11 protein-coding genes and 3 pseudogenes are annotated in these 13,752 nt (G+C 49.8%); 6 read left to right on the forward strand and 8 right to left on the reverse strand.

The genetic code is table 11. The annotated features are described in order from the left end of the window. The first annotated feature begins 35 nt into the window (after nucleotides 1-35). Together GKC68_RS12695 and GKC68_RS12700 are read left to right on the forward strand one after the other, a co-directional pair. On the forward strand, nucleotides 36-518 hold the full coding sequence (locus GKC68_RS12695; protein WP_089528607.1) for a glutathione peroxidase: 483 nt from the start codon (nucleotides 36-38) through the stop codon (nucleotides 516-518). A gap of 272 nt (nucleotides 519-790) precedes the next feature. Next, nucleotides 791-999, forward strand: a pseudogene (locus GKC68_RS12700) (DUF6434 domain-containing protein). A gap of 225 nt (nucleotides 1,000-1,224) precedes the next feature. On the opposite strand, the gene GKC68_RS12705 reads toward GKC68_RS12700, so the two are convergent. From GKC68_RS12705 to yajD, 3 genes are all read right to left on the reverse strand, one after another. Further along, on the reverse strand, nucleotides 1,225-2,256 hold the full coding sequence (locus GKC68_RS12705) for a methionine synthase (protein ID WP_013025498.1): 1,032 nt from the start codon (nucleotides 2,254-2,256) through the stop codon (nucleotides 1,225-1,227). 25 nt (nucleotides 2,257-2,281) lie between these two features. Continuing rightward, nucleotides 2,282-3,265 (reverse strand): DUF1852 domain-containing protein, encoded by a 984-nt coding sequence (locus GKC68_RS12710; RefSeq protein WP_342656207.1) that lies wholly within the window; start codon nucleotides 3,263-3,265, stop codon nucleotides 2,282-2,284. A 378-nt stretch (nucleotides 3,266-3,643) separates the two neighbouring features. Then, entirely contained in the window at nucleotides 3,644-3,991 is a 348-nt protein-coding gene (yajD, locus tag GKC68_RS12715) for an HNH nuclease YajD (protein ID WP_013025496.1), read from the reverse strand. 452 nt (nucleotides 3,992-4,443) lie between these two features. Here yajD and GKC68_RS12720 point away from each other — a divergent pair, with 452 nt between their 5' ends. From GKC68_RS12720 to GKC68_RS12730, 3 genes and pseudogenes are all read left to right on the forward strand, one after another. Continuing rightward, nucleotides 4,444-4,839: a VOC family protein gene (locus GKC68_RS12720; protein WP_064367199.1), complete on the forward strand. Its 396-nt coding sequence runs from the start codon at nucleotides 4,444-4,446 to the stop codon at nucleotides 4,837-4,839. Nucleotides 4,840-4,984: 145 nt separating this feature from the next. Then, nucleotides 4,985-5,460, forward strand: a pseudogene (locus GKC68_RS12725) (bifunctional diaminohydroxyphosphoribosylaminopyrimidine deaminase/5-amino-6-(5-phosphoribosylamino)uracil reductase RibD). Between the two features lie 310 nt (nucleotides 5,461-5,770). After that, complete coding sequence (locus tag GKC68_RS12730; RefSeq protein ID WP_028722096.1) at nucleotides 5,771-6,019, forward strand: DUF2543 family protein; 249 nt, start codon at nucleotides 5,771-5,773, stop codon at nucleotides 6,017-6,019. 70 nt (nucleotides 6,020-6,089) lie between these two features. On the opposite strand, the pseudogene GKC68_RS12735 reads toward GKC68_RS12730, so the two are convergent. Next, nucleotides 6,090-7,662: pseudogene (locus tag GKC68_RS12735) on the reverse strand (APC family permease). Nucleotides 7,663-8,167: 505 nt separating this feature from the next. Between GKC68_RS12735 and GKC68_RS12740 the strand changes: the two are divergent. Continuing rightward, nucleotides 8,168-8,359 carry a hypothetical protein gene (locus GKC68_RS12740; RefSeq protein ID WP_342656208.1) on the forward strand — a complete coding sequence of 64 codons (192 nt, stop codon included), beginning with the start codon at nucleotides 8,168-8,170 and terminating at the stop codon, nucleotides 8,357-8,359. A gap of 19 nt (nucleotides 8,360-8,378) precedes the next feature. On the opposite strand, the gene GKC68_RS12745 is transcribed toward GKC68_RS12740, so the two are convergent. From GKC68_RS12745 to GKC68_RS12760, 4 genes are all read right to left on the reverse strand, one after another. Further along, entirely contained in the window at nucleotides 8,379-8,708 is a 330-nt protein-coding gene (locus GKC68_RS12745) for a DHCW motif cupin fold protein (protein WP_028722094.1), read from the reverse strand. A 495-nt stretch (nucleotides 8,709-9,203) separates the two neighbouring features. Continuing rightward, a complete protein-coding gene (uidA, locus tag GKC68_RS12750; RefSeq protein ID WP_089528604.1) occupies nucleotides 9,204-10,964 on the reverse strand; it encodes a beta-glucuronidase in 1,761 nt (586 codons plus the stop codon). A gap of 40 nt (nucleotides 10,965-11,004) precedes the next feature. Beyond that, nucleotides 11,005-12,276, reverse strand: coding sequence for a glucuronide uptake porin UidC (uidC, locus tag GKC68_RS12755; RefSeq protein ID WP_342656893.1), 1,272 nt, complete (start codon nucleotides 12,274-12,276; stop codon nucleotides 11,005-11,007). Between the two features lie 158 nt (nucleotides 12,277-12,434). Beyond that, complete coding sequence (locus GKC68_RS12760) at nucleotides 12,435-13,712, reverse strand: PTS transporter subunit EIIC (protein ID WP_342656209.1); 1,278 nt, start codon at nucleotides 13,710-13,712, stop codon at nucleotides 12,435-12,437. Nucleotides 13,713-13,752: the final 40 nt, after the last annotated feature.

Consider the following 13,752-nt stretch of genomic DNA (forward strand, 5'->3'; position numbering starts at 1 on the left):
TTGCCCTGACTAACACGCACTTTAAGGATTTTAGCATGACGACTTTTCATCAACTCAATGCCACCAGCCTGAATGGCCAGCGCATCTCGATGGCCGACTATGCTGGCAAGCTGGTTCTGGTGGTGAATACCGCCAGCCATTGCGGATTCACTCCACAATATGCAGGGCTTGAAGCACTCTACAAAAAGTATGCTGCGCAGGGGCTGGTGGTGCTGGGTTTCCCTTGCAACCAGTTCGGTAAGCAGGAACCGGGCAGTGCCGACGACATCGCGCAGACCTGTCACATTCACTATGGTGTGAGCTTCCCCATGTTCGAAAAAGTAGAGGTTAACGGCCCCGGAACGCATCCGCTATTTCGTTACCTGAAAGCGGAATTACCCGGTGTGCTGGGTGGGCGGATTAAATGGAACTTCACTAAGTTTTTGATTGGACGAGACGGTAAACCACTTAAGCGTTTTGCACCCATCACTACGCCGGAAAAAATCGAAGCCACCCTCGTGGCGGCACTTAAAAGCTAACCAGGGTGGTCAAATTTATCCCTGGCCATTTTCGGGAAACTGATGCTATTCAGACTGGATTACCCTTTACTGATCGCTCGCAACGTCTTTTAACGCTATCACTTTGCTTATAACGCAAAGCGCCGGTCGCTAATTAAAGCACGCCCTTCTCTTGGGCAGGGATGTTGCTCGCCATACCGATATCCATTCATTTTTAATGCAACTATCCATATCCAGCCCTGAACCAGCCGCGACGATTTTCGCCTTCACCACGTGTTACTTGAGGCAAACGGATGAACATTGACTGGCACAGCGCAGAACTGACGCGCATGACGGTCGTGGATGAAAACGATAAAATGCCTAAAACGTGCGCCGCTTTCTGGTTGCACAGTGCGGAGAGCGTTTCCGGTTCGATCGGGATTTTACGGCCTGGATACGCAATGACATTCCCAAAAACCTGGGAGAGGTGGTGGATGAATGGAAGCGCAGAAAGGCTGGCTGATACTCACCATCTGCTCATCCCCTATCCTTTCTGCATTCGCCTCTGTGCAGGCACCGTTTACGTCCGCACCAGGTGCCAGCGCGTGAAAATAACGCCCAGCAGGCATACGCGGCGGTTATTTTATTGCGGCTTTACAGCGCCAAACCTGACAGGGTGACAAAAAAGGCCCGATCACCGATCGGGCCTTTACTCATACACGGTTCATTCACCGAATGTCCGACGCCGTTATTTCGACAGCAGTTCTTTACGGATGATTTCTGCACCGGCGCTGAGGGCACTCAGCTTGCCCCGGGCAACCTGGCGGGATAACGGCGTCATGCCACAGTTGGTAGAGGGATAAAGCTTATCAGCATCCACAAACTGAAGGGCTTTACGCAACGTATCGGCCACTTCTTCAGGGGTTTCGATCGCGTTGGTTGCCACATCAATGGCCCCAACCATCACTTTTTTGCCGCGAATCAGTTCGATAAGATCCATCGGTACGCGAGAGTTTTGGCATTCCAGCGAGATGATATCGATGTTCGACTTCTGCAATTTAGGGAAGACTTCTTCATACTGACGCCATTCGGTTCCGAGCGTCTTTTTCCAGTCGGTGTTGGCTTTGATGCCGTAACCGTAGCAAATGTGCACAGCGGTTTCGCACTTGAGCCCTTCAACGGCGCGTTCCAGGGCGGCAATGCCCCAGTCGTTCACCTCATCGAAAAACACGTTAAATGCAGGTTCGTCGAACTGGATAATATCGACACCCGCCGCCTCAAGTTCCTTCGCTTCCTGATTAAGAATTTTGGCAAATTCCCAGGCCAGTTTTTCGCGGCTCTTGTAGTGGTTGTCATACAGCGTATCGATCATGGTCATGGGACCCGGCAGCGCCCATTTGATCTGTTTATTCGTCAGCTGACGTAAAAATTTGGCATCTTCAACGAAGACCGGCTTCTGGCGCGCCACTTCACCCACCACACTCGGCACGCTGGCATCGTAACGATTACGGATTTTGACGATCTCGCGTTTTTCAAAATCCACACCGCTGAGGTGTTCAATAAAGGTGGTCACAAAGTGTTGGCGCGTTTGCTCACCATCACTGACGATATCAATACCGGCGCGATCCTGATCGTCCAGAATCAAACGCAGTGCGTCTTTCTTGCCATCGATTAATTCTTCATTTTCCAGTTTCCAGGGCGACCACAGTGTTTCAGGTTGCGCAAGCCAGGACGGTTTTGGCAGGCTTCCCGCCGTAGAAGTCGGTAACAAAGTTTTCATAACAGGTAACCTTATACTGAGTTAATCAAAGAACGTAATTAGCAGACCATTGCTCAAGAACATTTTTGTAGGGTTTGATGAAGTTCTTCTCGGTAAACTTCCCTTGTTCAATAGCCAGATGGCTACGCTCTTCTCGGTCGTAAACAATTTGCGTTAAAGAATAATCCCGATGGCTCAGGCTCGGTTGATATTCAATACCCGCCGGAGAGTTTGCATTATAGATCTCAGGGCGATAAATCTTCTGGAACGTTTCCATCGTACTGATGGTGCTGATGAGTTCGAGATCGGTGTAATCACGCAGCAAATCACCCGTAAAATAGAACGCCAGGGGCGCAACGCTGTTTTCAGGCATAAAATAGCGCGCATGTAATCCCATCTTGCTGAAGTATTTATCGGTCAGCGAATATTCATCCTGCTGGTACTCAATGCCCAGTACCGGGTGACGGTTGCCGGTGCGGACATAGGTGTTTTTGCTTGAAACACTCAGGCAGATCACCGGTGACTTGCTAAAATTCGCCTTGTAAACCTCTGATTGCAGGAAGCATTTGAAGATATTGCCATGCAGCTCGCCAAAGTTTTCCGGAATAGTAAACACCGGATTATTTTTGTTGTGCTCGGACAGCAGGACGCTGAAGTCATAGTCACGCACGTAAGAAGAGAAGTTGTTCCCTACAATGCCTTCAATACGTTCGTCGGTTTTTTTATCAACGATACTGGTTTTCAATATTTCGATAACCGGAAAAGCATCGCGATTATTTTCCACATTGATATTCATCTCAACGGAAATGATCTCAAGCTCGACAGAATAACGGTCCCCTTTCGAGTTATCCCAGTGCGCCAGGGAATTAAAACGATTATCCATCATCACCAGGGCGTTACGCAGGTTTTCCTGGCGGTTCTTGCCACGGGCCAGGTTAGCGAAGTTGGTCGTGATGCGCGTGTTTTCTGACGGATTGTAATTCTCATCAAAAACACTGCTCTTAATCGTAAAGGTGAAATTGTTATTCATCGTGTCTGGATCCTGAATTCTGATGTAAAAACTGCGTTATTTGCCAGATCTGTCTGCTTGTCTCGTCTGCTTCACAGTTTTTAACGCGCCTGCAATCAATAAGCATATTTTATGCCAGAGTCGTAACATGAGTGAAAGCGACTTAATTTCACATTAACATGAGCCTTCTTCATGGTGGTGCTTCCGTTGCTGTACAAATCTCATGCCTACACAGTGGCCGGTCGGCATGGGGAGCACAACGTGCAGCGTAAAAAAGGCCTGCCGGGGCTGACAGAACGCGGCCAACACCCGGCAGGCCGCCTCTCTCCTGCCTTGTTCCAAACGCTGCCAGATGTCAGCTCTGTCATCGTCTTGCAGAAAGAGAAGACTTGCCTGCGGTTATTTCTTTTTGGTGAGCATCGACTTGAGATCGGCAAAGGGATTGTAGGTGGCTGCCCCCACATCATCCTGCGCATCCTCGCCAGCCACAACGGAGGTGCCGTACTGATCGGCTTCCGTATACTTTGAGTGTTCATGATCATGGCAGTACAGGCACAACAGCTCCCAGTTACTGCCATCTGGTGGATTATTGGTGTGGTCGTGATCGATGTGGTGAACCGTTAATTCCCGCAGGTTTGAATAAACAAACTCCCGCGAGCATCGCCCACACACCCACGGATAAATTTTTAACGCTTTTTCACGATAGCCACTTTCCAGCCGCGAGTAGTTTTTGGGGATCAGAGCCATGACCGACCTTACCTGTATGATGAGAGTTTTTCACTTGTGATTGCAGCAGGCTAACCTGCTTATCTGATGACTTCAAGTTGTATGCTGGGTCTGTTTTTGCCCGTTTTTCCCGCCGCCTACCTGCTCCGTTCAGTGCCAAAGCCAAAAGCGCATTTCCTGTCTGTTGGAACAAGGCCAGGGTTTGATAACGTTATGCATGCTGGATAAAGGGACAGGACCAGAAGCCGGTAACCAGGCCCCCTCATAGCCTGTTAACATGCCGGGCCTGCACTGAATGATTTCACCTGATCCGACACAAAAAGTGCATGTCATTCTGCACAGACATGCATTGTAAGCGTTTCGCTTAATCTAAGCCTTCCTGCTTTGGAGCGTCCCAGACAGAATAAAAAAAATTTGTTCATGATTTCAGGCCTTCTCTAAGGCCGTTTTCCCTTTGAATTTATGGAGCAGAAATGAGAACGCAGAAACGTTGCATGGGTTATATCGCTATTGTGGTTGATGACTACGATCGGGCCATTGAGTATTACACTGACAAGCTGGGCTTTATTCTTGTTGAGGATACACCGCAGCCGGGGAAACGTTGGGTGGTCGTCACGCCGAATCCGGAAAGCGATTGTCATCTCCTCCTTGCACGCGCCTCAAATGATCGCCAGGAAAGCTTTATTGGTAATCAATGCGGCGGCAGAGTGTTCCTGTTCCTGCAGAGCAGTGATTTCTGGCACGACTACCAAGCCATGAAAGCGAAAGGTGTGACGTTTTGTGAGGAACCCCGAGAGGAAGAGTATGGGCTGGTTGTGGTATTTGAAGACCTCTATGGCAACCGTTGGGATCTTTACCAGAACAGGTAAACCAAAACGACAGGCCTGTAAAACAGGAAACAGTGCTTCACAAATAAGGGCTGCCATCTGCCCTTGTGACGCGATTACCCATACTCAATGCGGTGGTTCAGTTTCCTTAATCGCTGGACATCGATGACAGGGCCCATAAATATGGATGTCTACCGATCCCAGAGCTTCAGCAGATAAAGGCATTATGGAAGAAAAGCTAAAATTTATGATGTTGGCGCTTGAGTACTCCCGCCAGGCATTGCCAGCATGCAGACCCAATCCCCCTGTTGGATGCGTGATCGTTCATGACGGCGAGGTCGTTGCTAAGGGGTTTACACAACCACCAGGCCAACACCATGCTGAGATCGACGCGATCGCAAAACTTACCTTCCCCATTAGCGAGTGTGAAATATATGTCACGCTTGAGCCCTGCTCTTTTCAGGGCAGAACCCTTCGTGTGCTTTAACCATTGCAGAGCTAAAACCAAAACATATTTATATTGCCATGGACGATCCGCACCCTAAGAACAGGGGAGCGGGACGCACTATTTTAAAAAAGGCAGGCATCAGCTTTACATCGGGCATCGGAAAGCAGGCTGTCGAAAGGTTTCTTTTTCCCTGTCTGGACACGTCTTCGACATAAACATCACTTTTAGCGACGCATTGGGCTCTCAGCGGGACGTTATCCCATCATCATCCCGATATTTTCGTCGTGATGGCACTGACCGCCCGGCCAGGACGCCCCGGCTTTGTCTGTAGCCAACAATCTGCTCTGTTGGTACGCGCAGCTCACTCTGATAAATGCATGAACGGGCAAATACGCGGATGCCCGCGCGCTTGTTAATTTTCCCACCTCCCGCCGCTGACTGGCAGAAAAATCGCGAGATGAATGTTATGATTAACCCATTCTATTCCGTCACAAAAGACACAGGTGCTAACCCTGAGGGCAAGATATGAACCACGAAGTCTCACTGAAATACTATGACATTGCCGATGAGTATTCGTCAGAAACGGAAACGCCGGTAAGCGAATCCGAGCGTGACGCCCTGGCACACTATTTCCAGTTGCTGATTGGCCGTTTAATGAATAACGAAGAAATCAGTGAAGAAGCACAGAAAGACATGGCCGTTGAAGCGGGCATTAATGAACAACGCATTGATGAGATCGCCAACTTCCTGAATCAGTGGGGCAACGAAGACTAATCATCAACAGATGATGCTCGTTTAAGCACCTGTGCCGGGGCACAGGTGCAGAAGATAAGCGCTACAATGATCACTTGCCAAAGGATGCGGATTCATTTTCCTCATCGGTGATATTGGGCTTAGACAGGCTGGCTTTAACGCCCCAAAAATAGCAGGCCAGAGACGCGACAACAATGAGGATCATATCGAGTGGTGCGTCAATCATACCGCTTCCCCGTAGGTACCCAGCATAGAAACCACCATGACCGCGATGTAATAAGCCAGCAGCCACCACGCGCACTGCAAATCCTGACTGAACTGGTTGCGCTTTTTGCCAAAGATCGCGTAAGCGACCCAGGCAACAATCAGAATCGGAATTAGGATCTCATTAACAGACCAGCCGCTCCAGTAAATCAAAAGCGTACTGGCAACAAATGCCAGCGGGCTGAGAACCGCCGCCACGGGCAGCCTAAACGGACGCTGCATATCGGGCAGGTGTTGACGAAAAGCGCCCAGGGTTATCGGGCCGGGCATGTAAGTAAAAACGGTTGCCGACGTCACCGCGCCGATTAAACCGCCCCAGACCTGAAACTCGGAAGGCAGTGTCCAGGCGATAGCCAGCAGCAGCGACAGCCACAATGCACCGCGCGGTACGCCAGATTTTGCATCCACTTCGCCAAACACTTTAAACAGATGGCCATTACGTGCCCAGGCAAACAGCACGCGCGCAGCGCCGGCCAGGTAAATGTTGCCGGTCCCGGCCGGGGAAATCACGGCGTCGATAAGAATCAGGTTAATTAACCAGGTCAGCCCCAGGCTGCGCGCCAGGTCGGCATAGGGAGACTGGAATATCTGCTTCAGCCCTGCCCAGCCATGTTGTGACAGCAAATCGGCCGGTACCGCCCCCATGAACGCATACTGCAGGGCCAGGTAAATCACGAAGCTGACAGCAATAGCAATACCGATTGCCAGCGGCACGTTGCGCTGTGGATTTTTAGCTTCACTGGCAAAATCAACCGCCTGACGAAAGCCAAGATAGGCAAAGACAATCCCTGCCCCGTCAGTGAGCTGAAAACGCCGTGAGCCCCACCCGGCGGTGAAGGTGGAACATCAAGGTTCGGCGCATGGAAGTAAAGCAGAAGTGTCACGATGGTCAGCAACGGCACGATAAATTTGAAGGTGGTGACAATCGTGTTCACCCGCCCAAAAAAGCTGACGCTCCAGTAGTTGAGCAGAAAAAACACCACCAGCAGCCCAATCTGCACGCCAAACCCTAACCCCGTTGGGCTGCTGTCCTCATGCCCCAGCGCGGGCCACCAGTAGACCGCATACTGACGAACGGCCTCAACTTCTACCCCTGCAGTGCTGGTATAGGCCAGCAGCGAGCTGACACCAATCACGAAACCAACGATGTTGCCGTGCGAATAATTGGGATAGCGAACAAAACCGCCGGCGCGCGGTAGCGCCGAGGACAGCTCAGCGTAAACCAGACCAATCATCAGCACGATCACGGCACCCAGCACCCATGCCCAGCCGGTATGGCTGCCCGCATAGCCGGAACTGTTAAGGGCGGCATATAACCAGCCCGAACCGATCATTGAGCCGATGCCAAGTAATGACAGATCGACCAACCCTAATTTCTTTTTAAGTCCCGTAGATGCCATGCTATGCCCCTGTCTGATTATTGGATGTTGTAGGTGGGAATAAAGCATATTGTGTGCCAGCAATATTTTGCTGTCGTAATCGTTTATGTAAGAAACATTCCAGATCACATAACTTGCCAGATAAGGGTTTCAGGCATCCTTTTCAGCCGAAATATAAAATATCCGTCGGCATGAGTCGCGATGTTAAGCAGGAGATCAGGGTGCAACGCGCACTGCAATGATCCAGAAAATATAAAGCGACGTTATTTGAAACATTCCGTCACCAGTGCAAAAGTTGTGACATATATTCAGGGGACAGGTCGTTAGCATCGCTTTTCGTCAGTGGAATGACGCCACGCGAAATAATGCGACGTTTGTTTCCGACTCATCCCTTTACTGTCAGGGCCTGCGTTGCAGTGATGGAGGAGCATTGAGGTGTAAAGCAGACTGCGTAAAAAATGCGGATGAGGTTGGCCTTTTTCACCTGACACCTGATATTTCAATGCGTTTTTCCATCTGGTGTTTTATGAATAAAAAGAAAGTTAAAAAAAAGAAAGGTCATCAGACATTCAGCGTAGTGATGCTGCTGCGCCCTGTTTTAATGATGACGGCAATAAGACATCCGCGTCTTAAAAAAGGTGCCCTCTGTCTCCTTACTTTTTTTTCAAGGATCGGGGGAAGCCCCCTAACTGCAACTCAGGACTATCCGTTGCGGTAACCGCTTTTTTAATCTGCCATCAGTCCACAATAAACAACGTCGCCCCTTCTCGGGTGGTGGACCGATGGGCTTCGGCATCGTCGGCAACCTGATAACTCACGCCCGGCGTTAATACAAACGTGCGTCCATCGTCCAGCTCTGTGATCATTTCGCCTTTCAGGCACAAAAGAATATGCCCTTTTATACACCAGTGATCGGCCACGTAGCCGGGGGAATAGTCGACCATTCTGACTCTGATATCGCCAAACTTTGCCACGCGCCAGAGCGCAAACCCGCTATCACCCGGATGCCGTTCTGCCTCTATCTGTGCCCAGTCTGTTATTCCGAAAGGGATATTTTCCATTTTCATTTTTCAGGCCTTATTGTTGCGCTTCGCTGACAGTTGAGTACGTGGGCGAGAAACGGCACGCCACTGTATCATTCTGTATTCAGTAGACGTGATTTCGTTATTTAAGGCAACGGGCAACCTAAAATCGGGAGGTATTAATCTGCGGCGTTAAAGACCAATGTGATTTCGTTCAGAGAAGTAAAAATTTTGTCGGGGTAAAAACCCACCCATTTTTAATTAAAGGGTCGCATACCTGAATACCTGTTCCCGACGCACAGTCGAGGCACAGAATATTCAGCTGAAGATGGGTCGGATAAAGCCATTGTTTTTAACCTGCCCCCGCCTGTTACAGGGGCCGGCATTCGTGTCTGTTTCAGCCACCGCGTCCCGTAACCGAAAGTAAAAGGCCTGTGGGTTACGGCTAAGGCTTTTTCATCCGTTACCTTTCCTGTTACCTCCCTCATCTGTAACTTGTCCGGATGCACTTTCGCGCATCCGGATTATTACGCGCGGCGCTTAAGACATCGCCATCCAACGCTTTTTAAGCAAAAAAGCGGAGGCCTTAGGTTTACGGTCTCGGGTAAATACGCCCTTTTTATTTCCCCCTACCCGAATAATGCCCTGGGAGGTGGCGAAGTCGGCAAAGTTCCACACGTGCTCCCCGACGACAAAAGGTAAGCGATCAAAGACCTTATGGTACATCTCAAGAAACGCGCACTGGTACTCTTCAGACCACATTTCGTTATAGACGGAATGAAGGCCCGACAGCGTATCAGTCCCGTATTCGGTGATGATGATGGGCTTTTGATGGCGATCGTGCCAGGCGGTAAGTTCCGCTTCCAGCGTTTTCTCCGCTGTCGTCAGATCGGCGGGATTTTCATACCAGCCGTAATATCGGTTCAGGCAAAGCACGTCAAACAGATCGCTGATCTGGTCTTCATCCAGCGAGGATTTCGTAATATTTACGCAGCAAACCGGACGGCTGGGATCCCGTTGCTTTGTCGCCTCAACCAAGGGTAAAAAATAATCCCGGCTGGCGGGTTCACGAGCGTCCGGCTCATTCGCGATACTCCACATCACCACCGAAGGATGATTTTTATCCCGGTCAATCAGTTCATGTATTGCATCCAGATGCGCCTGCTGCGTGACCTCGTTAAGCGCGTCGGCGCAAAACAGTTTTTCTGGCCGGGCAATGTTGCGAATCATCGGCAGCGAAACGTTAAATCCGACCGCCGGGGTTTCATTAATGACCACGATGCCGTGCTCATCCGCCCAGTCGAGCATCTCTTCCGCATAGGGATAATGCGCGGTTCGGTAAGAGTTGGCTCCTGTCCAGGACATCAATGCATGGTCATGCACCAGCAGCACATTGTCGAAACCTTTGCCGCGGAGATCGGCATCTTCATGTCGGCCAAATCCCTTGAAGTAGAAGGGCTGGTTATTAATAAGAAAACGGTCGCCTTTCACCTGGACAGTCCGAATCCCCACCGGCAGTTCATAACAGTCGGTTTCGGCATTAACGATCAACCGGTACAGGTAGGCCTTACCGGGCTGCCAGAGTTCGGGCCGACTCACCGCCAGACAGCCTTCACGTCCCGTGCCTTGCGCAACCGGCGTTCCCTCATGATCGATTAACTGACAGGTCACGTTACCCGGTGCGTCAATGCGGTAGTGCACCGCCCCCGAAAGGAGGTCGTCGGTGACATCCGTATGCACCTCAATGTCCCGAATAAACTCGCGCGGCGTGGTATAAAGCCAGACGTGACGATGAATGCCCGCATAGTTAAAGAAATCGTGGAAATAGTGCTGCTTCAACCGCCCGTCCTGCTCGGCAACCACGCCCGGCGGAATGGTGTGCCACGACAGCTCGTTATTTACACATACCGTGAGACGTATGACGCGTTTCGGCGCCACGTGGGCGGTAATATCGCATTCGAATGGCGTATAACCGCCCTGATGGAACAGAATCTGTTGATCGTCCAGCCATACCGTTCCACGATGCGTGACAGCGTCAAAACGCAGCACCACACGCTGCTCATGCCAGCGTTCGGGAATGCGGACCTCGGTCTGGTACCAGACATCGCCCACATGCGAGCGCACCTCCTCATCGGCGAACTGATCATTATAGCTACCGGGAACTGCCACTTTGCGGGCACCGTTGAGACGGCCTTTCCACCACCCATCGGTCAATCCACGCTTGTCTGCATCACGTTTAAACGTCCATAAACCATCGAGTAATTTAGATTCACGTGACATCGTTTCAATAGGTTTTAACATCTGGCCTCCCTTCTGTTCGTTAAAGCGAAAAAAATATTGGTTATTTCAACATGAAGTCGTACTGTATTCCGGCTTTGACATCCCAGTAATAGAGGTTATTACCCAGCGAACTGCCGTCCCTTTTTTCTTTCGCGACATCCGACGCCACATACATTTTCAATCCTGATAGCGGCCCTTCCTGCACGTTATAGAAAACACCGGCGAGAATGCCCCGCCCATTCATCCGGATGGTTCGTCTTGTATCTTCATAACCGCGGGTAATCAGAGGGGCGAGCATGACACTCAGGTTTGGCTGAAAGAAATATTGTGCGCCGGCCTGCAGAGAAAACATATCTTCTTTATTTCTGTCGATACTCAGTGAATTGGGATAGCCGATATCAGTATCAACATTTGAACCAATGCCGTTCATTGCATGAGTGACCATCCCTGCCGCGCCAAAAAAGCTTATTTTGGGCATGCTGTAGGTAATCTGACCTGAATAAACCTGCGTATTATTGTGATAGCTCTGAGTACGTGATACGCCATTTAACAACGCATGAAACGCCAGCAGTTCGACTTTAATCGCGTTTTTATTTTCAAGGAGAAATTTCTTTTCAATCATGGCCTGATACTGAGAAGAAACATCGTCCTGCCACGAGCCCCCAAGAGAGTAACGGCTGTTTTTATCGTGCCAGCTACCGGCCAGAAAAGAACGGGCTCGTTTTGTCTCATAACGACCTGTGGATGTATTGTAGATCCCTTCATTGCGGACCCCGACTGCCGCATCCGGCCAGAGAAAAACGCGTGTGCGGTACATCGCCCACAGATCGATATTGTCGTCTGGCTGATAACGGCCCAGCACGCCTTCCGATAGTGTCGGCATGGTTCGGGTGGATCCAGAAGCAATCAGTGGAATGCGATATGGCAAACTGCCATAGCCATTATCAGTACCGAAGCGACCTATTTTAAGGTGGATATTATCCTGCGGTTTTAACTTTATCGCCCCCGTCACCAGGCCAAAGCTATCATGGTCGGCAAGATAGCCGCGTGTACTCCATTGTTCTTTGGCACCAAGCTTATAAACATAATACGCTCCGGCTTCGATACCAATTAAATCTGAATAATAGTGCGAGTTTGCATCAATCATGGCGCCCTGAACCCAGCCATAAATATTTTCTTCGTAATGACCCGCACTGGGTCTGTCTGCGCGACGAAAATCATTTTTCAGTCGAATGCGTAACGCATCTTCATCATCGTTAATGTCTGCGGCCTGGAGTAAGGGTGAAGTGAATGCCAATAGTAATAACGCTAATGTGAATTTTTTAGTTTTCATCATCATTTTCTTTTTTGAGAGCAGAGGTAGGGTTGTGTTATTAATTAAATGATATCTGCAGGTTATACCCGTTTATTTTTCTGTTCTGTTTACACTGGGCAGCTTCAGCAGACAACCACCCTCAGAATCTTATTTATCAGGCAAAAGGTGCGTACGTATTAAACCGGTTTATCTGCGCCCTCTTTTTCCAACTTATAAGACGCCGTATCAGCCCTTTTGAAAAACGGATACCAGACAATTATCTGCACCGCGACCAGCGCAACCTGTAATACCGCAATTTTCCAGCTGCCTTCCATAATGCCGCTTAAGATAATGGGCATGCCCGTGATGGGTGTAATTCCGGCAACGCGAGGCACAAGACCGATATAGGTTACTACATAGGCAATGACCAGGCTGATAGCGTTCATAAAAATAAAGGGAATAGCAAAACGGAAGTTAAATACCATCGGTGTGCCAAATACCAGGGGTTCACTGATGCCAAATAGCGCGGGAACCGTAGTGAGTTTGCCCAGCGTTTTATATTGCTGGCTTCGGGCAAAAAACAGCATGAGTAACGTCAGACCAATCGCACTGGCCGACATGGTATAGGTGCTGACAAAGGCCCGCCCGGTGATGTTCGGCAATGACTCGCCGGCAGAGTATGCGGCCAGTTGCATTGCATCCATCGCGGTAAAAATTGGCAGCACCACGGAGTAAATGACCATGGTGCCGTGGATCCCGACAAACCACAGCAGCTGCGCCAGCGTCCAGAGCAGAATGATGGAGACAATATTTCCTCCCATGCCCTGAAGCGGAATTTGCAGGAAGGTATAAATAAACTGATGCATGTTTTTAAACGGCGTGGCCGTAAAAATGATCGACACAGCAGCAAACAAAATTAATGAAACGAAACCAGGGATCAGGCTACTAAAACTGCTGGACACCACCGGCGGCACGCTGGCAGGCATTTTAATGGTAAACCCTCGCTGTTTAATAAAAACGTAGACCCGGGTTGAAAGTAAGCTGACCACAATGGCGGTAAATATGCCCGTTCCACCTAACCACTGCATAGGGATAATGGGCAAGCCGGTTTCGGCGAAGGCCACCGGCGTCACGATGAAGAAATTCAGCAACGCCAGGATTCCGCAAAATAAAGCATCTTCGTCATGTTGCCTGGCATAACTTCCCGCTATCGCGACACCGAATATCACAGCAAGAAAGTTGGTGGTGAACATAATGATCGTTTTCAGTGCGGTGGCAATTCCTACACTGGCAATAAAGGCGCTATAGGCCGGAACGGGTAAATTCAGGAACAATGCGGCAAATGCACCCAGTATCGTTATCGGCATGGCACTCATCATGCCGCCTGTAATGCCGTTTACCAGTTTACTGCTCTGAATTGTATTAACGACAGGATTAATTTTATTGGTTATCGTCTTTCGGTCAAATTTAGGCATAATGATCCCCTGCCAAATTTATTTGGCTATGCACCTGGTG

The organism is Pantoea sp. RSPAM1, assembly GCF_038816185.1.
GTDB lineage: Bacteria > Pseudomonadota > Gammaproteobacteria > Enterobacterales > Enterobacteriaceae > Pantoea > Pantoea ananatis.